This window comes from Moritella dasanensis ArB 0140, from assembly GCF_000276805.1.
In the GTDB taxonomy this organism is placed as follows: domain Bacteria; phylum Pseudomonadota; class Gammaproteobacteria; order Enterobacterales; family Moritellaceae; genus Moritella; species Moritella dasanensis.
Map to the genome: position 1 here is coordinate 70,382 of NZ_AKXQ01000001.1, position 23,562 is coordinate 93,943.

The following is a 23,562-nucleotide window of genomic DNA, read 5'->3' on the forward strand; positions in this document are numbered from 1 at the left end:
AATAGATCTTTTGCAGCAGAGTCTTGTTATTTCAGAGCCCTGCGCTGTTTTAGTTATCTAAAGCAGCGTTTTTATTTGAATATAACGCCAGCTACTTATATCACTTTAGTTATGCTTGGTATTGTCGATCATCCCTTTGTAATATATATTATTTCTTATCGTTAGACGTTAAATTTCAAGAAGCGAGATTACAGTGATAATCATTCGGAACTACATAGACAGTGACGCTAAAGCGTTATGGGATATATTTTTTAATACTGTTCGCCATATCAATGCCCGTGACTACTCTAAAGTGCAGGTTGAAGCATGGGCACCTGATTCATTTGATTTTGAGGTCTGGAAAAAAGTGATGACAAGATTATCACCATTCGTTGCTGAAATTGATGGCGTTATCGTTGGGTATACAGACTTACAAGATGATGGGTTGATCGATCATTTCTTTTGTCATTATAAGTTTCAAGGCCAAGGCGTTGGTAAGGCATTAATGAATCACGTTTTCTCTGCTGGGCATAAAGCGGGAGTAATGAGATATTATTCAAACGTGAGTATCACCGCTCGTCCGTTCTATGAACATTGCGGGTTTACGTTAGCCAAAGAGCAGTTAATAGAAGTCAGAGGGCAGAAGTTGATAAATTTCGTCATGGAAAAATTTATTTAGTCGGCCAGAGTCTCAGGCTATCGTATCTGTAAGGGAATTTATGGAAAATTATTTAATGTATGTGGTCGTCGCTGCGCTTACGATTGCTAGCCCAGGTCCTGGTGTTATTTTAACGATTAATAACGCGATACAAAGAAGTGCTTTTAATACCTTCTCTGGCATTGTGGGCATTGCAACTGGAGTGTTAATTGTATCAATGCTTTCGGCGACAAGTATCGGTGTTATTTTAGCTACTTCTGCTGTTGCATTTACGGCTGTGAAGTTGATTGGTGCAGCCTATTTAATTTATTTTGGTGTCAAGCTTTGGAGGGTTCAAGCGCCTCTTAATACGCATATCACGTTGAAAGATAAATCGCATACAAAATGTTATATCGAAGGGCTCTCTCTCACTATTTCAAACCCTAAACCAATACTTTTTTTCATGTCATTGTTTCCACAGTTCATTGATGCTCAAGGTAGTTATGTGGCCCAGTTTATTACGTTATCTTTAACATTTTGTTGTTTGGTTATCGTTATTCATAGCGGCTACGCCATTTTAGCGAGTGTTGCTAAAAAGAAATTATTAGCACCAAAAGGAAGAAAAGCACTTAATAAAGTGAGTGGTAGTGTTTTTGTATTACTAGGCGTAGGTTTAGCCGCGTCCAGTAAATAATGGCAATAAAACCGAATGCTCAGACAAGGATATAATGATGAAGATAAGGCAAGTTTCTAGTTTAGATTGGGAGCATATCTATCAATTGATAGAAGACAACATGTTTTCAATGCAAGAAGAGTTAGGGCTGGATTGGAATCGAGAGTCGATCATTAAACATTACATGTCTAAGTCGGTATTAGTTGGCGAATATGGACGTCATATTATTGGGTTTATTGCTTATGATGTGTCAGTCAACAATCAAATGATCCATTCACTTCAAATATCTCGAGAATACCAAAACGGCTTGTGTGGGTTTCGTTTGTTAAAAGCAGTGCTAACAAAAGAACAAGCCAACTTTGATGAAAACGCGCAAGTGTTATGCCGTGTATTCGACAATAATGTCGCTAAAGAGCAGTATTTTTCACTTGGTTTTAAAGAAGCAGGTAGAAATAAAGGCGTACTAAATCTAAAAATCAATAGACATCAATTGCTTGAACGTTTAAAGCTCGAACATAATATCTATAAATAGATGTTGTGTTCAACAAACTACTTTAAGTAAGGCATTTTACCTAAAGGGAAAGTAAATGGATATTTTAGAAGCTGACAGCCCATTAAGTGACGCCAATATGAATGTACAAACGATTCAATGGGAAGACGCTTTACCCATACGACACCGAGTATTGTGGCCAAGTAAACCGCCTTTGTTTTGTAAAGTAGATGGAGATGAAACTGCCACTCATTACGGTGCTTATATCGATGGCGAATTAGTGAGTGTAGCGTCGATTTATATTGAGGGTAAAACAGCAAGGCTCCGTAAATTCGCTACGCTGCCTCACTTTCAAAATAAGGGCATCGGTTCTCAGGTTATTGCTCATATTATGAAAGCACTAAACGTAATCGGTATAAATTATTTTTGGTGCGATGCGCGTGAAAGTGCAGTGAGTTTCTATCAACGATTTGGTATGCAAACTTTGGGTGAGCCATTTATTAAATCAGGTATTCCATACTATAAAATGGAAATTAGACTTACACAGTAAAGGATTTACATGAGTAAAGTTGTCATTGTTACTGGCGGTAGCCGAGGAATCGGCGCTGCCACATCAAAATTGTTAGCCTCAAAAGGTTATGCTGTTTGCGTTAATTATCATTCTAGGGTGGCAGACGCTGAATCTGTAGTATCTCAAATTACAGCGCTTGGTGGTCGAGCGTTTGCCTTTGCTGCAGATGTTTCTAATGAAAGTGACGTGATTAAATTGTTCGAGGCGACTGAAAAACGATTCGGTAACATCACGCATTTAGTCAACAACGCCGGTATTTTATTCCCGCAATCACGTTTGGTTGATTTAAGTTTAGAACGCTTTAATAAAGTCATGTCTACCAACGTTAACAGCTGTTTTCTATGTTGCAGAGAAGCGGTTAAACGAATTAACGCTGGTGGCGCTATTGTTAATGTATCCTCTGCAGCATCAAGAAGTGGTGCGCCAAACGAATACATAGATTATGCCGCCTCTAAAGGCGCAATGGATACGTTAACCAAAGGTTTATCACTCGAAGTCGCTGCCGATGGCATTCGGGTTAATTGTGTTCGTCCCGGTTTTATTCATACCGACATGCACGCCGATGGTGGTGAACCAAATCGTGTCGAAAGGTTAAGTTCGCAAATCCCTTTACAGCGTGGCGGCAAGCCTGAAGAAGTCGCTAATGCTATCGCGTGGTTGTTATCTGATGAAGCCTCGTATGTTACGGGTTCATTTATCGATATTGCAGGCGGTAAGTAAGAGGTCATTCACGTCATCAAAATAATATTAATTCTATAGATGTAACGGATTTTAAAAAGGAGGCTTTAATGCAGGGGTTAATCGCGCAATATACAGATGCTAATGAAGATAGCCGTCTTACTCGGCAGTTCATTACTCAAATGGAATTTGATACCACGATGGATGTCTTGAAAGCGTATCTTGTTCCCAGAGTAAAAGTCATTGAACTTGGCGCTGCAACGGGACGTTATTCTCTCAACTTCGCGAAAATGGGTTGTGATACAACAGCCGTGGAGTTGGTTCCCGATCAAGTTAATATTCTGCAGCGCAACGCTAAAGAACAAGATTTAACACTTTCAATTCATGAAGGTAATGCTTGTTCAGTACCATGTATTAAAAGCGACTCACATGACCTTTGCGTTATGCTTGGCCCTCTCTATCATTTACAGACTCAAGCGCAACGTGACCAAGCCATTTCTGAGGCTTACCGAATTCTAAAACCGAATGGCGTATTAGCGGTTGCTTACATTTCGCGTTATTTCGTTGCTGGTATGTTTGCTCAGCAATATCCGGAGCTAATTACACCTGAGATTCTATCCACACTTTTAGAAACAGGTTTGGTTCCAAGCCCGCTCGCGGATAGTTTTTTTAACGTGGGGGACTTTTCCACACCCGCAGAAATGGAAGATCTTGTTAGCGAACATGGTTTTACTCAATTACGGCATGTAGCCACTGATGGGTTTAATCGATATATTTCATCTGGTGTTAATAACTTTACGCCAGAGCAATATAAAACATGGTTGAGTTATCATCTTAAGATTTGTGATGAACCGTCTCTGCTAGGGTCAAGTAATCATGGATTATTACTCGCTAAAAAAATCAGTTGATAGAGGGCAATATGGACATTAAATATAGAGCCTTGATATCCGAGGACAGCTTACAATATCGCAAAGTACGTTTAGACAGTCTTAAGTTACACCCTGATTGTTTTGGTTCAAAGTACCTAGAACAAGTTAATCTTCAGACACTTTATTTTGAAAGACTAATTGAAGAGGGCTGTAAAAATCATATTATGCTAGGTGCATTTGATGGCAGTAAGTTAGTCGGTTTATGTGGTGTTACACCTCAATCGACTGATACAGCAGACATTACTCAAATGTATGTTGAATCCAGCTATCGTGGTAATAGTATTGGCGTGAACTTACTTTCATTAGCGCAAAAGTACGCTTCCACAGAGTTTAAAGTCACTACGCTTAAGCTTGATGTTTACCCTGATAATAAAAGTGCGATCAGAACTTACGAGAAGTCCGGTTTTAAAATCGAGGACTCGATGGCAATGAGGACTGAAAATGAGCTTTGTATGATGCTCGAAATCTAATACTCGAGATATCGCGGCTCTATTATGATATGAGCGATTTAAAGCCCGTACAGGCAAGTGGAACGTGATTACTGCATATACTAAGGCACTGGATACATTACGATTGTTGGGATATTTATAAAAAGGGATTTTAAGCATGTTGAAACAAGTTGGAAAGACTCTGATCCAAGCTAAACATAAAGCAAGCTGTCATTGTGGTTCTGTTGAGCTTGAATTATCACTACCAAATGGTATTGAAAACCCTCGGCGTTGTGACTGTTCTATTTGTCGACGGAAAGGGGCCATTGTAGGGTCAGTTAATCTCGATGGCATTCGAGTTGTAAAAGGCAAAGAGTTTCTCAAGTTATATCAATTTAATACCGATACGGCGCAACATTTTTTCTGTTCGAATTGTGGAATTTATACCCATCATCAACGACGTTCTAATCCGCATGAATATGGCTTTAACATCGGCTGTTTAGAAGGTGTAAATCCCTATGACTTAGGTGATGTAGTTACTAATGATGGTGTGAACCATCCTACTGATAGGTAGTTTTCGATAATCGCAATTGAAGTAACAATAATGTATATGTAAAAGGAATTTACAGCATGACTGAATATTGGAACCCAATGGTTCCCGAATTAATGGTAAGTGATTTTGAAAAATCACTGGATTTTTATACTCGCTTACTTGGATTCGCGATAAGGATTCGACGCGATGATCCTGATTTTGTTTATCTCGAACAAGGTCAAGTTCAATTAATGTTAGAACAAGTGTCATCGAGTGCATGGAATACGGGTGAATTGCTTGCTCCATTTGGTCGCGGTATTAATTTTCAAATTGAACTACCGGACATTGAACCGTTATTAACACGACTTCAAAGCAGTCAAATACCACTTTACCGAGACGTTAAAGAAGCATGGTATGACATTGGCGATAAGCTATCCGGAGAACGTGAGTTTTTGGTTCAAGATCCCGATGGATATTTGTTACGCTTTACGCAGCATCTCGATGAGAAATAAAAATAGTGACCAGTTAAGAGGAATTTATGGAAATACAACGACACGGCATTATATTAAACGTTGAACACTTTGACGAGTGCGTTGCCTTCTATCGCGATTTATTTGGTTTACCGGTATTATTTTCTAAAATTGAAGGAGACTTTAAACTCACTTGTTTAGAATATGGTGCGACCTATTTAATGATTGAAACCGAAGGCGTGTCAAATACGGCCGGTAAATCAATTAGTGAAAACGCGACTAAATTGAGGTTCAATGTTGCCGATATTCAGTCAGCGCTTCACGCTGTACGTGACTATGGTATTGATGCGCAGATAGTAGAGAATGCTTGGGGAGTCGTGATAAATATAACCGACCCAGACGGTAATCGTGTTGGTATCAGAGATGAACTAGGCTTTAAACAACTGATATTTTAATTTGGGTGGCTTAGTGGGGAACAACAATGAAATTTAGTTTTAACTTCGAAGATGCCAGCCAGATTTTTGTTGGTGCATTTGCGCTTGCAGTACCTATTTCATTTTCTGAAGAAGCATGGAAGTTAGGCGAGACATTACCTTTTGCTAATTTGTTTATGCTGTTTTCATTGTCAGTCATATTTCTCACTCTGTTTACCTACCAAAGTGTTTTCCAACGAGACATTAAATCGAGAAAATTAGTTTTTGTATTCCGAATTGTCATCGCTTATTTAATCGCAGCATTAGTCGTTGCACTGGTGCTTTTTTGTTTAGACAAGTTACCGCTAGCAGGTGATCCAATTGTATCGTTGAAACGCATTATTGTCATTACAATGCCAGCGTCAATGGGTGCTATTGTCGTGGACAGTTTTGATAAAGAATAAATTTGGCATTTTAGAGTAATTTTTGTATATATGACTGATACGTTGAGTGGCTAAAGCATGAAGTTCATCGTGACGATTTTGAAAAAAAACTTGGTATACTCGAGTACTTCTGGAGTGGTGAGTGAGCGAAATTTTAGCGCTTTGGTCAGCCACTTATTCAATCACCAAACGCACCATCGTGGGCAATTAAGTGCTGTTCTTCATCAGCTAAATATAAATGTTGGTATCACTGATTTTTTCATCAATATTCCAGACCTCAAGACGTAATAAATAAGACCGAGTGTTAACTGGGATGAATTTCGCTTGAGGTTTTATCGTACACCTCCCTTTAATGCTCCTTCACTTTGTCAGTGTATTATTGGTAATGTAGTACATTGAACTAAATTATAACCATTGCTTACTGGGTTTATGACCTGTATTTTTGAATGTATTGTTTAGTTTTAAATCATGAATAGACAAGGACAGTCATGAGTAAAAGCACAATTCAGTATTGGAATACGTTAGCATCGACGAGTAAAAATCAATGGGATGTCATTGCGGACACAAATGGTGAGCTTGAACAGCTCACGTTATCGATGGACCCTGTCTCGGGAGATTATACTCGTTTAACGCGGTTCAAAGCGGGCGCTGATACGTCAATGTTTGGTGGTAAGTATCATGAATACCCGGAAGAAATATACATAATATCCGGTCGGCTTTTTGATGCAGCTTTTGATGTTTGGCTAGAAGCTGGAGATTACGCTAGCCGTCCTCCAGGAGAAGTGCATGGGCCGTTTATTTGTGAGCAAGAATGTGTGGTTTTGGAAATATCGTTTCCAAGTCAAGCGATGACTTCAGGATGATTAAGGAAAGATAATGCATATCCCAAGGACGTTTAAACAGGCAGATAGCGATAAGTTAAAAGCCCTTATTGTGAAATATCCACTAGCGACATTAATCAGTTATTCAGACGCTGGTTTAGAGGCTAATCACATTCCCTTTATATTCGACAACGCTCAAGGTGTTGATGTACTGCAAGGGCATGTGGCCAAGGCCAATAAAGTATGGAAAACATTAAGTAATAACAATAGCGATAACAATAACGCCGACGTGTTACTCGTTTTTAGTGGCCCCAATGGCTATATCTCTCCAAACCATTATCCAACTAAGCAAAGAACGGGCAGAGCAGTACCAACATGGAATTATGTTGCCGTGCATGTAAAAGGTTCACTGAAGTGTATTCATGATGATGCCTGGATTTTAAGCCACATAACTAAACTCAGTGATCAACATGAAGCTGGTCAGTCAAACCCTTGGTCTGTTAACGATGCACCGTCAGAATATATTCAAAAAATGTTACCTGCTATTGTTGGTTTGGAACTGGACATCGTATCAATAACGGGTCAATGGAAAGTAAGCCAAAATCAACCGCATGAAAATCAATTAGGGGTTATTTCTGGGCTGGTGGACGAAGGCGGTTTTGAATCGTTAGCAATGGCTGATTTAGTAAGTCAGTATGTAGAAAATTAATTTAGTCTTTAGCATTGAGTTGTAGCGGAGTCGCATAACATGGAAGAAATTAAAGTAAGACACTCTGAGCCTGAAGATGGTTTAGCTATTCGAGATATTTACGCTTGCGAGAACGCTTATAGCGGTACGCTGCAACTTCCGAATCCATCGGCGAAGGGATGGTCAGAGCGTATGGCCAATGTACCTGCTAACGTCTATTCATTGGTTGCTGAAATTAATGGCGAGATTGTTGGTAATCTAGGTTTTGAAGTATGCAGTAATATGCGCAGGCGTCACGTTGGTTCATTTGGTATGGGGGTTAAAGATCATTACCAAGGTAAGGGTGTTGGCAGTGCCTTACTCACGAACATTATCGAATTGGCTGATAACTGGCTTAATATCATGCGTATTGAACTCACCGTTTATACCGATAATCATTCGGCAATTGCGCTGTATGAAAAATTTGGTTTTGTTATTGAAGGTGAGTCGAAAGCGTTTGCGTTTAGAAATGGCCAATATGTGAATGTTTATCACATGGCGCGATTCAATATCATCAGCTAAATTGACACTGAACTTCAAAGTGTGTTTATTATCATTAAAAAAGGAGTGAATGATAATGAATGACATATTAGCGTTTAGTTTAATCGCGTTACTTTTAGTGGTATCACCAGGTCCAAATGGCGTGTTGATTTTAAAAACGGCCTCATCGCAGGGAAAAAGCGCTTCAATCCTGAATATTTTCGGATTAACAACGGCAACCTTCTTTCATGGCGCACTGTCTATTTTCGGTTTTTCAGCCTTATTGATGCAATCTGCTGAGTTGTTTTTCATTATTAAAATACTCGGAGCAGGGTATCTATTTTATATTGGCGTAAAAGCGATTATTAACTCGTATAAAACCACTGATACTAAAGTGAATGAAGTTGCTAAATCGGAGAAGCAAGGTCTGGGTTATTTTAATGAAGGATTCATCACTCAGATCCTCAATCCCAAAGTGTCGATGTTTTACTTGGCGGCTTTTCCGCAATTTATATCTCCAGATAACTTTTCGTATTTTAATGCATTCTCGTTAGTGGCCATTCATGCCAGCATCATCTTTATGTGGTTTTTGGGCGTCACGTTAGCAATAGAAAAAATAAAATTATCGGCTAAAAATACCAAGGTTGGCAATTGGGTTCAGAGGATCTCAGGTACTGCGATGATATATTTCAGCTCTCTGGTGCTGACACAGAAATAGTGAATCGATAGCTAAACATAACCTAGTTAGTGTTAAAAATAAAATGTAAAGGAGTACAGATGGCTAAGATTTATCTGTTTGACTGGGGCGGAACCTTGATGGTGAACCCGCCTGAGATGAAAGGTAAAATGTGCAACTGGGAACATGTTGAAGCCATAACGGGTGCACATGATACGCTCGCTTTATTGTCACAACAGGGTTGCCAGCTTTACGTGGCAACAGGTGCTGCAGATTCTAGTGAAGCAGATATTAAAGCGGCATTTGAACGTGTTGGACTTGATGGATATATATTGGCATTTTTTTGCCAATCAAACCTCGGCATAGGCAAAGGAACCGCTGCTTATTATCAAGCGGTAGTGCAAGCGCTTGGTGTTGAGGCCTGCGAAGTCACCATGGTTGGCGATATGCTACATCGTGACATCATACCCGCTGTTGAGGCTGGCTTGAATGCGATTTGGTATACGCCAGACGCCTCACTGGAAGAGGTTGGTGATTACCAACAAATTAGAGTTCTTAGTGAGTTATGCCAATTTCAAGTGAAGGAAGTATTCTAAAATTATAAGGATATCTAGATGTTCGCCCTAATTGTGCAGGTAATCTGGTTGCTAGACCGATTCGACCTGTCGATGCATTAAGGGATAATCCTGCGTCGATAATACGTATATTAAAACCAGCAGGTTGTATCGATTCTAAATAATAATGAATGGATGCCATGTATTATTCATGGCATCCATTATGATTATTTACAAGCGCAGTTATTTTATCGTTACTTTTTTAATAACAATCGCTTCACTTGGCACATCTTCGTGGCCTTTTACTGTCGCCGTTCGTGAACACGCGATCATGTTCACCACATCCATACCAGCAGATACTTCACCGAATACCGTATAACCCCAACCTGCGTTTGTGGTCGCGGTATGATCCAAAAAGTCATTATCATCTAAGTTGATAAAGAACTGAGCCGTTGCAGAATGTGGCGAATCTGTACGCGCCATTGCTAGACTACCAATGACGTTTTTAAGGCCTCGATTCGCTTCGTTAGCAATCGCTGGGCGGGTTGGTTTTTCTTGCATCTTTTCAGTAAAACCGCCACCTTGGATCATGAAATCTTTAATCACACGATGGAAAATAGTGCCTTCATAAAAACCTTCTTTGCAATAGCGGATGAAGTTTTTTGAGGTGACAGGCGCTCGCTCGGTATTGAGCTCAATTTCGATGTCACCTAAGTTTGTGGTAAAAATAATCATTGTGTTGCACCATCTTTGTATTAATGTCGGTAGTAACTTATGTCGTTACTCACGTGAGTATTCGTTTAATCGCTGCAGTATACGGTGTTTTTCAAGATAGTTGATCCTAAAATGTAGTTTTGATAAGGAAGTTATTATGATTAAAGTAATAAAATTAATGGTGATAGCATCAGTGAGTGCGGTTGTCATCGGATGTTCAGGGGCAGAGCAGAGTCCGACTTCGAGCGTAAGTGTTAACCCGGTTATTGACGATGTTAAACCGCAAGCCTGTTCGAACGAATGGTTTACTAAAATAGACCGTCAATTAGTGACAGGTGATGGGCAAGGGCATGGACCTGATTTAGGTTCGTCAGAATGGCGTTCTGTTATTGAATTCAAGTTAGGTATTCGCGGTGACTCAAGCCTACCAACGCGTAATTCAGCACAATGGTGCGACTACATTGATACCATTAATGCTGCTAGATAACTACCTGAAACTACTTTCATTTAGATGATTAGTCTTATAGGATCATAATTCTAATCATTTAAAGTTAACCACTCACTATGAATATTCAATTTATACACGATATCCCTGTTGGCGTCAGGTTCATGCTGATGTCTGCATTGGCTTTTGCGATTATGACGGCCTGCGTTAAATTAGTCAGTACGCATGGTATTCCTGTTTTTGAAATTGTAGCGGTAAGAGCTATCGTGTCATTGATTATCAGCTATGTAGACGTGCGTCGAAAACGCATATCGGTTTGGGGCCACAATAAAAAATTACTGATAGCACGCGGTGCTGTGGGCTCTGTAGCGCTAATATGCGTTTATTTCGCTGTGACAACATTGCCATTAGCCGAAGCCACCATTTTACAATATTTACACCCCGTATTTACCGCTATACTTGCCTTAGTCTTTCTTAAAGAACGAATTCAACGCTCAACTATCGTTTGCATTGTGCTTTGTATCGTCGGGTTACTGTTTATTGTTAGTCCAAATATGGCATTGTCAGGGGCGACTGAGTTACCTTTATTTAGCGTTTTTGTTGCGCTAATGGGGGCTTTAGGCAGTGCGATTGCGTATGTGATTGTTAAGCGCCTTAGCAGTACTGAAGACAGCTCGGTGATTATATTTTATTTTCCACTTATTGCATTACCTTTATCTGTGTTTTTGTTAGGTAATAACTTTGTGATGCCGGATGTAGAGGCGTTGGTATTACTCATCTTGATTGGTATATTTACGCAGATAGGCCAGGTCGGATTAACGAAAGCAATGCAAACAGAAGTAGCAAGTAAAGCGACTGCCTACTCTTATGTACAAGTGGTTTTTTCAATCATATTTGGTTGGCTATTGTTTAGTGAAATACCCTCATTATGGACCTGGGTTGGCGGAGGGCTAATTATTCTCGGCGCTTTAATCAACGTGTTTGGTAGCCTTAATTATCGAGTTAAAACCCAGTGACGTAGTAAGGTAGCATGTAGTACGGGGTTTTTATTGAACACAGATTTGGATCCATAACGGGGTAACAAGATGCAAAAAGTATTTGATGATGTGAACGCTTTGGATAACAGATGCTGTGATGAGTTTGGGTTAAGCGAAGATTTACTGATGGAACATGCCGCAGCGTCAATGATGCGGCATATACACAGTAAGTGTTTAAATAACGCCAAGATACTTATTGTCAGTGGTTCAGGTAACAATGGCGCTGATGGCATCGCGCTCGCCAGACTTTTATATTCACAATATGATGTCAGTTTGCTTATGCCGTATCAGGCTAAATCTGCGATGGCCAAGCTGCAACATAAAAGAGCCAAGATTCTTGGTGTCAATATTGTTGATGACCTATCTGGTCTATTGGAACGATCACTTGAACATGCTCCTGATGTTATTGTTGACTGCCTTTTCGGTTCAGGGTTAAACCGAGATTTGGATGAAGCGTCGCAGTGTTTGCTGAAACAGCTTAACGCGTTGTCGGGATATAAAATTGCGTGTGATATTCCGTCTGGATTAGATAAGCAGGGTAGGGTTAGTCTTGTTGCTTTTTGCGCTGATATCACTATCACCATGGGTGCATTGAAAACGCAGCTCTACAGTGATGTCGCTAAAGATCACACGGGAGATATCACAGTCAGTGATTTAGGTGTGCATCGAAGCATTTATGAAGCTAATACTAATACCTTTCTTTTAGACTCCGTTGATATGAAATTACCATTACGCACAAAACAAAACTCACACAAAGGTACATTTGGCCATTTAAGCGTGATCGTCGGTAATAAAACCGGGGCTGGTATTATTGCCGCCGAGGCTGCTTTTGCGTTTGGTGCGGGTTTGGTTACTGTCATTACAGATCAAGAGATAAATCTACCGTGTCATATTATGCAAAAATCTGTTTTGCCAGAAAACTCCACTGCGATCGCAATCGGTATGGGGCTCGGCTATTTTAAAAAAGCGGAAGTACAACAGATCTTAAACAATGAACTGTCAAAAGTAATTGATGCGGATTTATTTCATGATGACATTATCCTTACTATTTTAAATCGTGAAAACGTGGTGCTAACACCACACCCTAAAGAGTTCTGCTCGCTGTTGAAATTGACTAAACTAGCAGATATCACCGTAGCCGAATTACAACGTAATCGATTTAAGTATGTGCGGATGTTTGCTGGTAACTATCCCCAAACGGTACTGTTATTAAAAGGCGCGAACTCACTTATTAGCTATAATAATATGCTCTACATCAACACTTTGGGAAATAATGCGCTCAGTAAAGGCGGAACTGGAGATGTGTTAACTGGATTGATTGCGTCGCTGTTAACTCAAGGATATAGTGCTATTAACGCAACTATTACAGCCAGCTTAGCGCACGGTATGGCCGCAACGAATTATACAAAAAATAATTACGCGTTAACGCCGATGGATATTATCGAAGGCGTTAAAGTATTGTGAATACTATCTTACGTAATCGATAGCATATCTAATTTACCAGTGTTTGGAGCAAATTATGACAGTCAGAAAGCATAAACGTAAAGCAGCAAAGCATTCACATAAGCATCACGACTTAAATAAACAGACTAGTTTGGTTAGTACGCATCCTCGCGCTGCGATGTTCACTGGTTCTGTACTTATCGTTATCGGTTTATTTTTACTCATTATTGGCATGGGCAGTGACGCTAAGTTTGGATTGGCTATGTTATCAATGGCTGTTGGTTCGTTAATCTTCTTTTTCGCAAAATCAGCGCTACCTAAGAAAGTAGAAAAGTAATTAAATGGCACCCATCAAGTGTTACAGGGTGCCCCGTTTTTTAACGATATTAGCGTAACTTAATCCCTCCTTAATACCTCAGCTGTTCAGTCAATCTTCTGGTTTTTTATACCCTGCAAGCATTGCCTTAATCGTGAATTATTTGCAGTAAAATAAAGACTTTAAAAATCCACGTTAATCGCTTACATTAGATGGTCATCCAATAAAGGTTTAAACCGTTTAAGCTGCATTGTTAACAAGGATAATTGATATGAGTCGGACATATAACTTTTGCGCTGGTCCCGCAATGTTGCCAGCTGCAGTGATGGAACAAGCCCAAAAAGAATTTATTAATTGGAATAATACCGGTGTATCGGTAATGGAATTAAGCCACCGTAGTAAAGACTACATGGCTGTTGCGACGGCAGCAGAACAAGATCTGCGTGATTTGTTAACGGTTCCAGATAACTACAAAATTATTTTTTCACAAGGTGGCGGTCGCGGTCAGTTTGCTGCTGTGCCACTGAATATCCTTGGCGATAAAACCCAAGCAGATTACCTGTTAACAGGCCAATGGTCTAAGTCAGCGGTTGTTGAAGGTAAAAAGTACTGCACAGTGAATGAATCGAACATTCTCATGCCAAATACAGATGGTATTGTTGCGGTTAAACCTGCGTCACAATGGCAAGTATCAAGTAAAGATACTGCTTACGTGCACTACTGCCCGAACGAAACCATTGAAGGTATTGAAATTAACGATATTCCTGATACTGGCGATATTCCACTCGTTGCTGATATGTCATCAAACATCCTTTCTAAGCCGTTAGATATCAGCAAGTTTGGTATTGTTTATGCCGGCGCGCAAAAAAATATCGGTCCATCAGGTTTAGGTGTGGTGATTGTGCGTGATGATTTACTCGATAAAGCCAGACAAGAAACCCCATCAATCTTCAATTATAAATTGATGGCTGAAAATGATTCAATGTTTAACACACCACCGACTTATTCTTGGTATTTAGCTGGACTGGTATTCAAGTGGTTAAAAGCCCAAGGTGGTCTGTCTGCTATCGCAGAAATTAATGCAGAAAAAGCCAAGTTACTTTATGACTACGTTGATAGCAGCGATTTCTATAGTAATAATGTGGCGAGTGTAAACCGTTCTAAAATGAACATACCGTTTACATTAGCATCAAGCGATTTGGATACTGCGTTTTTACAGCAGTCTCAAGACGCTAATTTAATGGCGCTAAAAGGTCACCGTATTGTCGGTGGTATGCGCGCAAGTATTTATAACGCCATGCCAATTGAAGGTGTGAAAGCGTTAATTAAATTTATGGAAAACTTTGAACGCCAACAGCGTTAATCGCCAGCGTGCTCTAGATAAGATCGACATATACGCCTTTAAGGCAATGGACAAAATTGGTTGAACACGGCAGTGCCGACTACAAGGATTTGATATGAGTTGTGATTTTTTTGCTTTAGCAAATACAGGGGTTAAAGGTTTACACCCTTATCAAGCGGGAAAACCGACTGATGAATTAGAACGTGAATTGGGGCTAACTAATATTGTTAAATTAGCATCGAATGAGAATCCATTAGGTGTTGGTGAGTTAGTTAAAGCAGCGTTAGAGAAAGAACTAGCGGGTATCACACGATATCCAGACGCGAATGGCTTTTACTTAAAACAGGCACTGGCAGATAAATACGACCTCGCGCCAGCACAGTTTACTTTAGGTAATGGTTCAAACGATGTACTTGAGTTAATCGCTCGCAGCTTTGTGACGCCAGAGCACGAAGTAATTTTTGCGCAGCACGCATTTGTAGTGTATCCGTTAGTGACACAAGCTATTGGCGCGACCGGTGTCGCGGTTCCTGCGAAAGACTGGGGGCATGATTTACCCGCAATGCTGGCAGCCATTACAGCACGTACACGTCTTATCTTTATTGCCAATCCAAACAATCCCACCGGTACGTTCTTAACGGCTGAAGCGTTATACCAATTCTTGAGTAATGTGCCAAAAGACGTGATTGTGGTATTGGATGAAGCATATTTCGAGTATGTAGATAAAGAACTGCAAGCGCCATCGATTACCTGGTTAACGGAATTCTCAAATTTAATCATTACTCGTACCTTTTCTAAAGCTTATGGCCTTGCTGGTTTACGTGTTGGTTATAGCATTTCACATCCTGATATTGCTGATATTCTAAACCGTGTACGCCAACCATTTAATTGCAATAGCTTTGCATTAGCCGCTGCAGAAGCTGCATTGTCTGACCACGATTTTTTAACCGCAAGTGTGGCGTTAAATAATCAGCAGCGCACCGTATTAGAAACATTTTTCAACGCACAAGGTATTGGTTATATTCCATCTAAAGGTAATTTCATTACCATGGAACTTACCCAAGATCCTGCTGTTGTTTACCAAGCATTGTTACATAAAGGCGTGATTGTACGCCCTGTTGCGGGTTATGGTTTAACCAAGCACCTGCGAGTGAGCATTGGTACTGAACTGGAAAATGAAACATTTATGCAAGCATTACTGGCTGTGTTAGCTGAATTAGACGCGCTGTAATACCAGTTAAGATTGTAGTCCTTATTCTGTTTTCTGTTAATGAAGGTTTATATTTTGGTCAGTATTAAGACTTTATGTGTAAACCTTATAAACAGCAGAATGTAGAGAATCAAATATTAAAAATTAAGTGAATAAATTTATGGAAAAATTAACATTACAACCAATTGGCCAAGTATCTGGTACGATTAACTTACCCGGTTCTAAAAGCGTTTCAAACCGTGCGTTATTACTTGCCGCGTTAGCTGAAGGCACGACGCGTTTAACTAATTTATTAGACAGTGATGATATTCGTCATATGTTAAATGCACTGACAAAACTGGGTGTACAGTATGATCTGTCTGCCTGTAAGACAATTTGTACAGTCACTGGTTTAGGCCGTGCTTTTTCTGCCACAGAAAAATTGGAATTATTTTTAGGTAATGCGGGCACTGCTATGCGTCCTTTATGCGCGGCATTATGTTTGAGCGAAGGTGAGTTTGAACTCACTGGCGAACCGCGTATGGAAGAGCGCCCAATTGGTAGCCTAGTTGATAGCTTACGCCAAGCGGGTGCAGATGTTACTTATTTAAAGAATGTTGATTATCCACCGGTATTAATTAAAGGTACTGGCTTAAAAGGCGGTAATATTAAGATTGATGGCAGTGTATCAAGCCAATTCTTAACCGCATTTTTAATGGCAGCACCTTTGGCTGAAAGTGACACGACAATTGAAATTGTCGGTGAACTTGTGTCGAAACCGTATATCGAAATTACTCTGCATATTATGGCGCAATTTGGTGTGACGGTAAGCCATGATAATTACCAGACCTTTACTATTAAAGGTCAACAAACTTATCAAGCTGCAGGTGACTTCTTAGTTGAAGGCGATGCATCTTCTGCGTCTTACTTCCTTGCAGCTGCTGCAATCAAAGGCGGTAAGATCCGTGTGACCGGTATTGGTAAAAACTCAATCCAAGGTGATATCCAGTTTGCTGATGTGATTGAAGCGATGGGCGGTAAGATTACCTGGGCAGATAGCTATATTGAAGCGGAAGTCGGTGAGCTGACGGCTGTAGATTTAGACATGAACCACATTCCAGATGCGGCGATGACCATTGCGACAACAGCATTGTTTGCAAAAGGTACCACTGTTATTCGTAATGTATACAACTGGCGCGTGAAAGAAACTGACCGTTTAGCGGCGATGGCGACTGAGTTACGTAAAGTTGGCGCAGAAGTTGAAGAGGGTAATGACTATATTAAAATCACCCCTCCTGCACAGTTAATTCATGCAGCGATTGATACTTATGACGACCATCGTATGGCGATGTGTTTCTCACTTGTAGCATTAAGTGATACACCGGTAACGATTAATGATCCCGGTTGTACATCAAAAACGTTCCCAGACTATTTCGACCGTTTTGCTAGTTTAGTGCAAGCATAAACAATCAATAAACTGTCTTGATAATTGATATTGTGCGTCAGTATCAATCTTAAAAAGCGAGGTATTACTGATAAGGTGATAACTCGCTTTTTTATTTGTGGTTATTAATCCATACACTTTTCATACAGATCCGTTATAATCGCCGCCAGATCCATGCGGCACAGTATAAAGTTGCATGTTAGATATTGAGTTTGGAGAATTTATGACCGCAGTAGCACCAATTATTACAGTCGATGGGCCGAGTGGCTCTGGTAAGGGTACTTTATGCCAATTACTTGCGGCTAAGCTAGGTTGGCATATACTAGATAGTGGTGCCATTTATCGTGTTTTAGCATTAGCGGCGATGCATCGTCATGTTGATTTGGACAACGAAGAAGGGCTAACTGCGCTTGCAGCTAACCTTGACGTACGTTTCGAACCGACTGATAACGGGTTACAAGTTATCCTAGAAGGCGAAAATGTATCACGTGAAATCCGTACTGAAGAAGCGGGTTTTGCAGCCTCTCGAGCTGCGGTTTATCCAGCGGTGCGCGCAGCGTTATTACAACGCCAACGTGACTTCCGCACCGCACCAGGGCTGATTGCCGATGGGCGTGATATGGGCACTGTGGTATTCACTGATGCACCGGTAAAAATATTTTTAGATGCATCTGCTGAAGAAAGGGCTGTTCGCCGCTTTAATCAGTTGCAAGACAAAGGCTTCGATGTTAGCATGTCAGCCCTTCTGGAAGAGATCGAAAAGCGTGATCATCAAGATCGCAATCGACCGGTCGCTCCATTAAAGCCTGCAGATGATGCACTGGTTATCGATTCGACATCTATGTCGATCGAGGACGTAGTTGCTAGTGTGTTGGCTTTTGCAGAAGGGAAAATTTAAGGTAGTCGATATTCTGTCGATTATTTAGCAGTCAAGCATCAAGGATGATGATGACTTTTGATTAACAACCCACATTAGCCGGATTGCTTATGTGAACGTTTTATAAGTACATATAACTCATTATGAATGAATCTTTCGCTTTACTCTTTGAAGAGTCACTACAAGAACTTGCTGCTCCTGGTAGCATTATCAAGGCAACTGTTGTTGCAATCGAAAACGGTTACGTTTTAGTTGACGCTGGTCTTAAATCAGAATCTTCTATTCCTGCTGAAGAATTCAAGAACGCTGCTGGCGAACTTGAAGTTGAAGTTGGTCAAGAAGTTGATGTAGCACTAGAATCAATTGAAGATGGTTTCGGTGAAACTCAACTTTCTCGTGAAAAAGCTAAACGTCACGAGTCTTGGATTCAGCTTGAAAAAGCATACGAAGACCAAGAAACTGTTATCGGTGTTATCAACGGTAAAGTTAAAGGCGGTTTCACGGTTGAAGTGAACACTATTCGCGCATTCTTACCAGGTTCTTTAGTAGACGTTCGTCCTGTACGTGACACTACTCACCTTGAAGGCAAAGAGTTAGAGTTCAAAGTAATCAAACTTGACCAAAAACGTAACAACGTAGTTGTTTCACGTCGCGCAGTTATCGAAACTGAAAACAGTGCAGAACGTGAAGAGCTTCTTGCTAACCTTCAAGAAGGTCAAGAAGTTAAAGGTATCGTTAAGAACCTTACGGACTATGGCGCATTCGTTGATCTTGGTGGTGTTGATGGTCTTCTACACATTACTGATATGGCTTGGAAACGCGTTAAGCACCCAAGTGAAATCGTTAATGTTGGCGATGAAATCAACGTTAAAGTTCTTAAATTCGACCGCGAACGTACACGTGTATCTCTAGGCCTTAAACAGCTTGGTGAAGATCCATGGGTAGCTATCGCTAAACGTTACCCAGAAAGCACTAAGCTTACGGGTAAAGTTACGAACTTAACTGACTACGGTTGTTTCGTTGAAATTGAAGAAGGCGTTGAAGGTTTAGTTCACGTTTCTGAAATGGATTGGACAAACAAAAACATTCACCCTTCTAAAGTGGTTAATGTTGGCGATTCTGTTGAAGTTATGGTTCTTGATATCGACGAAGAACGTCGTCGTATCTCTCTAGGTCTTAAGCAATGTATTGCTAATCCTTGGGAAAACTTCTCAACTTCACGCATTAAAGGCGAGCAAGTTACTGGTAAGATCAAATCTATTACAGATTTCGGTATCTTCATCGGTCTTGACGGCGGCATTGACGGTCTAGTTCATCTTTCAGACATCTCTTGGGATGCTACTGGTGAAGAAGCCGTTCGTGAATATAAGAAAGGCGACGAAATCACAGCTATCGTTCTACAAGTAGACCCTGAGCGTGAACGTATTTCTTTAGGCATCAAGCAAATTGATGAAGACCCGTTCAACGAATACCTAGCTAATAACAAGAAGAATGCTATTGTTAATGGTACAGTTACTTCAGTTGACGCTAAAGGCGCAACAATTGAATTAGCTAAAGGCGTTGAAGGTTACATCCGTGTTGGCGATATCTCTCGCGACCGTATCGAAGATGCAAGCTTAGTATTATCTGTAGGCGAATCACTTGAAGCTAAATATGTTGGTGTTGATCGTAAAAACCGCGTAATTAGTCTTTCAGTTAAAGCTAAAGATGAAGCTGACGAGAAAGAAGCAATGGCTAGTGTAAACAGCCAACCGCAAGAGTCTGGTCTTTCTGCTATGGCAGAAGCATTTAAAGCTGCTAAAGGCGAATAATAAGCCTGAGGGATGTTAATTCATCCCTTAATTAGTACGATGTCGACAATATTCTTAATGGAGATTATATGACAAAATCTGAACTGATCGAACGTCTTTGCACTGCAAATTCGCAGCTGGCGACTAAAGATGTTGAATTATCTGTGAAGGCTATACTGGATCAGATGGTAGATACTTTGGCTACTGGCGATCGAATTGAAATTCGAGGTTTTGGAAGCTTTTCTCTACATTACCGTGAACCTCGAGTTGGGCGCAATCCTAAGTCAGGTGAAAAGGTTGAATTAGAGGGAAAATATGTTCCTCATTTCAAACCTGGTAAGGAACTTCGAGATCGTGTTAACGCTTCGTTATAGTAGTTGATACTTGCAAAAACGACATACCTAGGTATGTCGTTTTTTTTTACATTTTTTTAGCGAACGACACTGAGTTGTTGTGTTGTTTGTATACTAGAAGAAAGCAGTAGTTTTGGATTGCACCATATATTACTAGCACTTGACCCATTTTTTGGCGATAATCCCTTGTATTACTAATTCATATCACAGAGGACGTCGATGAAATCATTTATCTTTTTTATTATTATCGCTTGTACACTGGCGCTAGCAGCTGCATTTGCTGCGAGTAACGATCAGTTAGTCGATTTTAATTATCTAATCGCATTAGATTCATTTAAATTATCTTCTTTGCTTGTTGGTGCATTTGTTTCTGGTTTAGTTGTTGCAGGTGTTTGCATGACTTTAATCGTGATGAAATTAAAAATGTCACTGTCAAAAATAAAACGTAAATCTAAACGTCAAGTGACAGAACTTGAGCGATTACGTACAACCGACATTAAAGGTTAAGTTACTCTATGTTTGAACTTTTATTTCTTTTACTTCCTGTCGCAGCTGCTTATGGCTGGTATATGGGTAGAAGAAATGGCCGCTATTTACAACAAGATAAGCAACATACGATCTCTAGAGAGTATGTAACCGGTCTTAACTTTTTATTATCAGACCAACCTGATAAAGCGGTTGATTTATTTATCGATTTACTCGATGTTGATAGCGAAACAATCGATACGCATTTAGCACTTGGCAATTTATTTCGTCAACGTGGCGAAGTGCAACGCGCAATTAAAATCCACCAAAACCTGATTGCCCGCCCGTCATTGACGCATGAACAGCGTAATCTAGCTTTATTACAACTCGCGCGGGATTACCTTGCTGCTGGATTAGTCGATCGAGCCGAAGAATTATTTTTGAAATTGATTGATGAACCTGATCATCGTCAAGTCGCATTATCGCAACTCATTATTATTTATGAACAAACTAAAGAATGGGAACAAGCGATTGCGATAGGTAATAAATTGAAGAAATTAGGTGATGTTAAGATTGAACGCAAAGTGGCTCATTTTTATTGTGAGTTAGCGAAATCACCAGCGTTGCTTAATGAACCCAAGAAACGTTTAGCAAGCCTTAAAAAAGCCCTGCAGCATGACAAGCTCTGTGTGAGAGCAAGTATTATGCTTGCTGATCTGCACATTGAGCAAGGGGAACATAAAAAAGCCATTGTTTGGCTTGAACATGTCATGATTCAGGACATCGATTTTGTTACCGAAATATTACAGAAACTAAAAAATTGCTACGTTGAAATTAACGATGAAGATGGTTTTATTCACTTTCTCAACGATGCTCAAAATAATAAAGCGGGTATCAGTGTTGCTATTGAATTAGCTGATTTTACCGTAAGTAGTGTTGGCTTAGAACCAGCAGAAAAGTTGATTTTAAATCAAATTGTCCGCACCCCAACGATGAAAGGCTTTTATCACCTGATGCAATACCAAGAGCGGGCTGCTGAAGAAGGGAAAGCAAAAGAAAGTTTAACCATGTTACGGAATCTAGTTGGTGAGCAGCTTAAGTTAAAGCCGATTTACCGCTGTCGTAAATGTGGATTTAGTACTAAAAGTATTTACTGGCATTGCCCATCGTGTAAGCGTTGGGGCAGCGTTAAACCAATTCGTGGATTAGATGGCGAATAGCGTGACCTCATAATCCATGTCTATTAACGATAGATAATCGCGATAGATAATATAACAAGAATACGATAATGATTAACCGGACCTAGGAAGAGATATGTTGCAAGATAGTAAAGTAGTAGTCGCACTTGATTATGCTGATGAAGCAAGTGCATTGAATTTTGTTGATAAAATCAATCCTAGCCAATGTCGTTTAAAAGTTGGTAAAGAAATGTTTACGTTATTTGGACCTGAGTTCGTTCGCAAATTAGTTGCGCGTGATTTTGATGTGTTCTTAGATCTTAAATTTCATGACATTCCAAACACAGTGGCTAAAGCCGTTGCTGCAGCCGCTGAGCTGGGCGTGTGGATGGTGAATGTACATGCTTGTGGTGGTCAACGTATGATGGAAGCTGCAAAAGCAGCATTAGTGCCATATGGTGATAAAGCGCCAATTCTAATAGCCGTGACTGTACTAACAAGTATGGAACAAGAAGATTTAGCGCAAATGGGTGTTAACATTAGCCCTGCGGAGCAAGTTGTTCGTTTAGCGACGCTAACGCAGAAAAGTGGCTTAGACGGTGTGGTGTGTTCTTCACAGGAAGCAGCAATGCTGAAAGAAACACTTGGTGAGTCATTCCTGTTAATTACCCCAGGTATTCGTCCTGCGGGCAGTGCAGCTGGCGATCAACGCCGTATTATGACGCCTGTAGAAGCGGTAGAAGCTGGTTCAGATTATTTAGTTATTGGTCGCCCAATAACGCAAGCTGAATCACCAATGCAGGTATTAACTGAAATTAATAACAGCTTAGCAAGCTAATCACTGTCTAGCATTAACGTTAATATCTATAAGAGCGCTCAGGCGCTCTTTTTTTTATTTAGATATACAAAGGCGGGGGCAATAACAAATCCAGTCACAAGGCCATAAAGGTGTGCTTCAGTGAGTACTTTGGCGTCGATCAATTGACTCATTGCTATTGGGCTATCAAATAATTGCTCGTGGATCACTTTGATAATCGTTCCAATAATTAATAGATAACCGGAGTAATAGCGCTTCGTTATATCTAATATCGCCCCTACAATAATAATACCATGTAGCACGCCTGATAAACCCACATATAAATGCGTACTTGGTGAGAACCATAATATGCCAATACCAACGCCAATAGATAAACATAAAATTAAACTAACGTAAGCCGCGCTGCTATAATAGCGATAGTGTAAGCCTGCCATGACCGCTAAAGCGCTTAAATTTAGCAGTAGGTGATAGATATTAGTATGATTAAAATTACCACTGATCAAACGCCAATATTCGCCATTGATAATTAATTCCCTGTTATAATCAAACGCGGTTATATTGTCGGCTGAAACCACATATATAACGAGGCATAATAGTCCGATAAAAAACCAGTTTAACCACCGATGTTGAATTAGCATATCTTATTAATCC

32 protein-coding genes are annotated in these 23,562 nt (G+C 40.2%); 30 read left to right on the top strand and 2 right to left on the bottom strand.

Translation table 11 applies throughout. From position 1 onward, the window contains the following. Nucleotides 1–193: 193 nt before the first annotated feature. The 17 genes from A923_RS0100280 (at nt 194) to A923_RS0100355 (ending at nt 9,543) form a co-directional block, all read left to right on the top strand. Nucleotides 194–658, top strand: a complete 465-nt coding sequence (locus tag A923_RS0100280) for a GNAT family N-acetyltransferase (protein WP_017219627.1) — start codon at nt 194–196, stop codon at nt 656–658. 40 nt (nt 659–698) lie between these two features. Continuing rightward, on the top strand, nt 699–1,310 hold the full coding sequence (locus tag A923_RS0100285) for a LysE family translocator (protein ID WP_017219628.1): 612 nt from the start codon (nt 699–701) through the stop codon (nt 1,308–1,310). A gap of 34 nt (nt 1,311–1,344) precedes the next feature. Further along, a complete protein-coding gene (locus tag A923_RS0100290; protein ID WP_157532724.1) occupies nt 1,345–1,821 on the top strand; it encodes a GNAT family N-acetyltransferase in 477 nt (158 codons plus the stop codon). 55 nt (nt 1,822–1,876) lie between these two features. Then, on the top strand, nt 1,877–2,329 hold the full coding sequence (locus tag A923_RS0100295) for a GNAT family N-acetyltransferase (protein WP_017219630.1): 453 nt from the start codon (nt 1,877–1,879) through the stop codon (nt 2,327–2,329). A 9-nt stretch (nt 2,330–2,338) separates the two neighbouring features. Beyond that, complete coding sequence (locus A923_RS0100300; RefSeq protein ID WP_017219631.1) at nt 2,339–3,070, top strand: glucose 1-dehydrogenase; 732 nt, start codon at nt 2,339–2,341, stop codon at nt 3,068–3,070. Between the two features lie 68 nt (nt 3,071–3,138). Continuing rightward, on the top strand, nt 3,139–3,936 hold the full coding sequence (locus A923_RS0100305; RefSeq protein ID WP_017219632.1) for a class I SAM-dependent methyltransferase: 798 nt from the start codon (nt 3,139–3,141) through the stop codon (nt 3,934–3,936). 11 nt (nt 3,937–3,947) lie between these two features. Then, complete coding sequence (locus tag A923_RS0100310) at nt 3,948–4,427, top strand: GNAT family N-acetyltransferase (RefSeq protein ID WP_017219633.1); 480 nt, start codon at nt 3,948–3,950, stop codon at nt 4,425–4,427. Between the two features lie 136 nt (nt 4,428–4,563). Further along, nucleotides 4,564–4,959 carry a GFA family protein gene (locus tag A923_RS0100315; RefSeq protein WP_017219634.1) on the top strand — a complete coding sequence of 132 codons (396 nt, stop codon included), beginning with the start codon at nt 4,564–4,566 and terminating at the stop codon, nt 4,957–4,959. Between the two features lie 56 nt (nt 4,960–5,015). Next, complete coding sequence (locus A923_RS0100320; protein ID WP_017219635.1) at nt 5,016–5,429, top strand: bleomycin resistance protein; 414 nt, start codon at nt 5,016–5,018, stop codon at nt 5,427–5,429. A gap of 26 nt (nt 5,430–5,455) precedes the next feature. After that, nucleotides 5,456–5,842, top strand: a complete 387-nt coding sequence (locus A923_RS0100325; protein ID WP_017219636.1) for a VOC family protein — start codon at nt 5,456–5,458, stop codon at nt 5,840–5,842. Between the two features lie 26 nt (nt 5,843–5,868). After that, nucleotides 5,869–6,264 (top strand): DUF2391 family protein, encoded by a 396-nt coding sequence (locus tag A923_RS0100330; RefSeq protein WP_017219637.1) that lies wholly within the window; start codon nt 5,869–5,871, stop codon nt 6,262–6,264. Nucleotides 6,265–6,321: 57 nt separating this feature from the next. Beyond that, nucleotides 6,322–6,531 (top strand): DinB family protein, encoded by a 210-nt coding sequence (locus A923_RS22680; protein ID WP_083849942.1) that lies wholly within the window; start codon nt 6,322–6,324, stop codon nt 6,529–6,531. Between the two features lie 200 nt (nt 6,532–6,731). Further along, nucleotides 6,732–7,106 (top strand): cupin domain-containing protein, encoded by a 375-nt coding sequence (locus A923_RS0100335; RefSeq protein WP_017219638.1) that lies wholly within the window; start codon nt 6,732–6,734, stop codon nt 7,104–7,106. Between the two features lie 13 nt (nt 7,107–7,119). Continuing rightward, the gene (locus A923_RS0100340; RefSeq protein ID WP_017219639.1) at nt 7,120–7,773 is read left to right on the top strand and encodes an FMN-binding negative transcriptional regulator; all 654 of its coding nucleotides are present in this window, start codon (nt 7,120–7,122) and stop codon (nt 7,771–7,773) included. 39 nt (nt 7,774–7,812) lie between these two features. After that, nucleotides 7,813–8,313 (top strand): GNAT family N-acetyltransferase, encoded by a 501-nt coding sequence (locus A923_RS0100345; RefSeq protein WP_017219640.1) that lies wholly within the window; start codon nt 7,813–7,815, stop codon nt 8,311–8,313. A gap of 55 nt (nt 8,314–8,368) precedes the next feature. Further along, nucleotides 8,369–8,989 carry a LysE family translocator gene (locus tag A923_RS0100350; RefSeq protein WP_017219641.1) on the top strand — a complete coding sequence of 207 codons (621 nt, stop codon included), beginning with the start codon at nt 8,369–8,371 and terminating at the stop codon, nt 8,987–8,989. Nucleotides 8,990–9,048: 59 nt separating this feature from the next. Next, the gene (locus A923_RS0100355) at nt 9,049–9,543 is read left to right on the top strand and encodes an HAD family hydrolase (protein WP_017219642.1); all 495 of its coding nucleotides are present in this window, start codon (nt 9,049–9,051) and stop codon (nt 9,541–9,543) included. Nucleotides 9,544–9,744: 201 nt separating this feature from the next. Here the strand turns inward: A923_RS0100355 and A923_RS0100360 are convergent, their stop codons facing one another. Next, nucleotides 9,745–10,236, bottom strand: a complete 492-nt coding sequence (locus tag A923_RS0100360) for a peptidylprolyl isomerase (RefSeq protein WP_017219643.1) — start codon at nt 10,234–10,236, stop codon at nt 9,745–9,747. Between the two features lie 136 nt (nt 10,237–10,372). Here A923_RS0100360 and A923_RS0100365 point away from each other — a divergent pair, with 136 nt between their 5' ends. From A923_RS0100365 to pyrF, 13 genes are all read left to right on the top strand, one after another. Next, nucleotides 10,373–10,702 (top strand): hypothetical protein, encoded by a 330-nt coding sequence (locus tag A923_RS0100365; protein WP_017219644.1) that lies wholly within the window; start codon nt 10,373–10,375, stop codon nt 10,700–10,702. 77 nt (nt 10,703–10,779) lie between these two features. Beyond that, the gene (locus A923_RS0100370; RefSeq protein WP_017219645.1) at nt 10,780–11,676 is read left to right on the top strand and encodes a DMT family transporter; all 897 of its coding nucleotides are present in this window, start codon (nt 10,780–10,782) and stop codon (nt 11,674–11,676) included. 69 nt (nt 11,677–11,745) lie between these two features. Further along, on the top strand, nt 11,746–13,161 hold the full coding sequence (locus A923_RS0100375; protein ID WP_017219646.1) for a bifunctional ADP-dependent NAD(P)H-hydrate dehydratase/NAD(P)H-hydrate epimerase: 1,416 nt from the start codon (nt 11,746–11,748) through the stop codon (nt 13,159–13,161). 55 nt (nt 13,162–13,216) lie between these two features. Further along, a complete protein-coding gene (locus A923_RS0100380; RefSeq protein ID WP_017219647.1) occupies nt 13,217–13,477 on the top strand; it encodes a hypothetical protein in 261 nt (86 codons plus the stop codon). Nucleotides 13,478–13,727: 250 nt separating this feature from the next. After that, on the top strand, nt 13,728–14,819 hold the full coding sequence (serC, locus tag A923_RS0100385) for a 3-phosphoserine/phosphohydroxythreonine transaminase (protein ID WP_017219648.1): 1,092 nt from the start codon (nt 13,728–13,730) through the stop codon (nt 14,817–14,819). 94 nt (nt 14,820–14,913) lie between these two features. Further along, nucleotides 14,914–16,029, top strand: a complete 1,116-nt coding sequence (gene hisC / locus A923_RS0100390) for a histidinol-phosphate transaminase (protein ID WP_017219649.1) — start codon at nt 14,914–14,916, stop codon at nt 16,027–16,029. 139 nt (nt 16,030–16,168) lie between these two features. Further along, a complete protein-coding gene (aroA, locus tag A923_RS0100395; RefSeq protein WP_017219650.1) occupies nt 16,169–17,452 on the top strand; it encodes a 3-phosphoshikimate 1-carboxyvinyltransferase in 1,284 nt (427 codons plus the stop codon). A gap of 202 nt (nt 17,453–17,654) precedes the next feature. Then, on the top strand, nt 17,655–18,329 hold the full coding sequence (gene cmk, locus A923_RS0100400) for a (d)CMP kinase (RefSeq protein ID WP_017219651.1): 675 nt from the start codon (nt 17,655–17,657) through the stop codon (nt 18,327–18,329). 122 nt (nt 18,330–18,451) lie between these two features. Further along, nucleotides 18,452–20,119 carry a 30S ribosomal protein S1 gene (rpsA, locus tag A923_RS0100405; protein WP_017219652.1) on the top strand — a complete coding sequence of 556 codons (1,668 nt, stop codon included), beginning with the start codon at nt 18,452–18,454 and terminating at the stop codon, nt 20,117–20,119. Nucleotides 20,120–20,187: 68 nt separating this feature from the next. Next, nucleotides 20,188–20,472 (top strand): integration host factor subunit beta, encoded by a 285-nt coding sequence (ihfB, locus tag A923_RS0100410; protein ID WP_017219653.1) that lies wholly within the window; start codon nt 20,188–20,190, stop codon nt 20,470–20,472. A 198-nt stretch (nt 20,473–20,670) separates the two neighbouring features. Continuing rightward, nucleotides 20,671–20,958 (top strand): LapA family protein, encoded by a 288-nt coding sequence (locus A923_RS0100415; RefSeq protein ID WP_017219654.1) that lies wholly within the window; start codon nt 20,671–20,673, stop codon nt 20,956–20,958. A gap of 8 nt (nt 20,959–20,966) precedes the next feature. Beyond that, nucleotides 20,967–22,136, top strand: a complete 1,170-nt coding sequence (gene lapB, locus A923_RS0100420) for a lipopolysaccharide assembly protein LapB (RefSeq protein WP_017219655.1) — start codon at nt 20,967–20,969, stop codon at nt 22,134–22,136. Between the two features lie 94 nt (nt 22,137–22,230). Continuing rightward, nucleotides 22,231–22,932: an orotidine-5'-phosphate decarboxylase gene (gene pyrF / locus A923_RS0100425; RefSeq protein WP_017219656.1), complete on the top strand. Its 702-nt coding sequence runs from the start codon at nt 22,231–22,233 to the stop codon at nt 22,930–22,932. Nucleotides 22,933–22,970: 38 nt separating this feature from the next. On the opposite strand, the gene rrtA is transcribed toward pyrF, so the two are convergent. Continuing rightward, entirely contained in the window at nt 22,971–23,549 is a 579-nt protein-coding gene (gene rrtA, locus A923_RS0100430; RefSeq protein ID WP_017219657.1) for a rhombosortase, read from the bottom strand. Between the last annotated feature and the right edge of the window lie 13 nt (nt 23,550–23,562).

Excerpts from the sequence above, each read along its gene's own strand:
- A923_RS0100345 (WP_017219640.1), top strand. The coding sequence starts at position 7,813 with ATGGAAGAAATTAAAGTAAGACACTCTGAGCCTGAAGATGGTTTAGCT.
- lapB (WP_017219655.1), top strand. The coding sequence starts at position 20,967 with ATGTTTGAACTTTTATTTCTTTTACTTCCTGTCGCAGCTGCTTATGGC.
- rrtA (WP_017219657.1), bottom strand. The coding sequence starts at position 23,549 with ATGCTAATTCAACATCGGTGGTTAAACTGGTTTTTTATCGGACTATTA.
- A923_RS0100370 (WP_017219645.1), top strand. The coding sequence starts at position 10,780 with ATGAATATTCAATTTATACACGATATCCCTGTTGGCGTCAGGTTCATG.
- hisC (WP_017219649.1), top strand. The coding sequence starts at position 14,914 with ATGAGTTGTGATTTTTTTGCTTTAGCAAATACAGGGGTTAAAGGTTTA.
- A923_RS0100320 (WP_017219635.1), top strand. The coding sequence starts at position 5,016 with ATGACTGAATATTGGAACCCAATGGTTCCCGAATTAATGGTAAGTGAT.
- A923_RS0100380 (WP_017219647.1), top strand. The coding sequence starts at position 13,217 with ATGACAGTCAGAAAGCATAAACGTAAAGCAGCAAAGCATTCACATAAG.
- A923_RS0100285 (WP_017219628.1), top strand. The coding sequence starts at position 699 with ATGGAAAATTATTTAATGTATGTGGTCGTCGCTGCGCTTACGATTGCT.
- A923_RS0100340 (WP_017219639.1), top strand. The coding sequence starts at position 7,120 with ATGCATATCCCAAGGACGTTTAAACAGGCAGATAGCGATAAGTTAAAA.
- cmk (WP_017219651.1), top strand. The coding sequence starts at position 17,655 with ATGACCGCAGTAGCACCAATTATTACAGTCGATGGGCCGAGTGGCTCT.
- A923_RS0100365 (WP_017219644.1), top strand. The coding sequence starts at position 10,373 with ATGATTAAAGTAATAAAATTAATGGTGATAGCATCAGTGAGTGCGGTT.
- aroA (WP_017219650.1), top strand. The coding sequence starts at position 16,169 with ATGGAAAAATTAACATTACAACCAATTGGCCAAGTATCTGGTACGATT.
- A923_RS0100330 (WP_017219637.1), top strand. The coding sequence starts at position 5,869 with ATGAAATTTAGTTTTAACTTCGAAGATGCCAGCCAGATTTTTGTTGGT.
- A923_RS0100360 (WP_017219643.1), bottom strand. The coding sequence starts at position 10,236 with ATGATTATTTTTACCACAAACTTAGGTGACATCGAAATTGAGCTCAAT.
- A923_RS0100375 (WP_017219646.1), top strand. The coding sequence starts at position 11,746 with ATGCAAAAAGTATTTGATGATGTGAACGCTTTGGATAACAGATGCTGT.
- A923_RS0100325 (WP_017219636.1), top strand. The coding sequence starts at position 5,456 with ATGGAAATACAACGACACGGCATTATATTAAACGTTGAACACTTTGAC.
- A923_RS0100300 (WP_017219631.1), top strand. The coding sequence starts at position 2,339 with ATGAGTAAAGTTGTCATTGTTACTGGCGGTAGCCGAGGAATCGGCGCT.
- A923_RS0100415 (WP_017219654.1), top strand. The coding sequence starts at position 20,671 with ATGAAATCATTTATCTTTTTTATTATTATCGCTTGTACACTGGCGCTA.
- rpsA (WP_017219652.1), top strand. The coding sequence starts at position 18,452 with ATGAATGAATCTTTCGCTTTACTCTTTGAAGAGTCACTACAAGAACTT.
- A923_RS0100335 (WP_017219638.1), top strand. The coding sequence starts at position 6,732 with ATGAGTAAAAGCACAATTCAGTATTGGAATACGTTAGCATCGACGAGT.
- A923_RS0100295 (WP_017219630.1), top strand. The coding sequence starts at position 1,877 with ATGGATATTTTAGAAGCTGACAGCCCATTAAGTGACGCCAATATGAAT.
- A923_RS0100305 (WP_017219632.1), top strand. The coding sequence starts at position 3,139 with ATGCAGGGGTTAATCGCGCAATATACAGATGCTAATGAAGATAGCCGT.
- A923_RS0100310 (WP_017219633.1), top strand. The coding sequence starts at position 3,948 with ATGGACATTAAATATAGAGCCTTGATATCCGAGGACAGCTTACAATAT.
- A923_RS0100315 (WP_017219634.1), top strand. The coding sequence starts at position 4,564 with ATGTTGAAACAAGTTGGAAAGACTCTGATCCAAGCTAAACATAAAGCA.
- serC (WP_017219648.1), top strand. The coding sequence starts at position 13,728 with ATGAGTCGGACATATAACTTTTGCGCTGGTCCCGCAATGTTGCCAGCT.
- A923_RS0100355 (WP_017219642.1), top strand. The coding sequence starts at position 9,049 with ATGGCTAAGATTTATCTGTTTGACTGGGGCGGAACCTTGATGGTGAAC.
- ihfB (WP_017219653.1), top strand. The coding sequence starts at position 20,188 with ATGACAAAATCTGAACTGATCGAACGTCTTTGCACTGCAAATTCGCAG.
- A923_RS0100350 (WP_017219641.1), top strand. The coding sequence starts at position 8,369 with ATGAATGACATATTAGCGTTTAGTTTAATCGCGTTACTTTTAGTGGTA.
- A923_RS22680 (WP_083849942.1), top strand. The coding sequence starts at position 6,322 with ATGAAGTTCATCGTGACGATTTTGAAAAAAAACTTGGTATACTCGAGT.
- A923_RS0100290 (WP_157532724.1), top strand. The coding sequence starts at position 1,345 with ATGATGAAGATAAGGCAAGTTTCTAGTTTAGATTGGGAGCATATCTAT.
- pyrF (WP_017219656.1), top strand. The coding sequence starts at position 22,231 with ATGTTGCAAGATAGTAAAGTAGTAGTCGCACTTGATTATGCTGATGAA.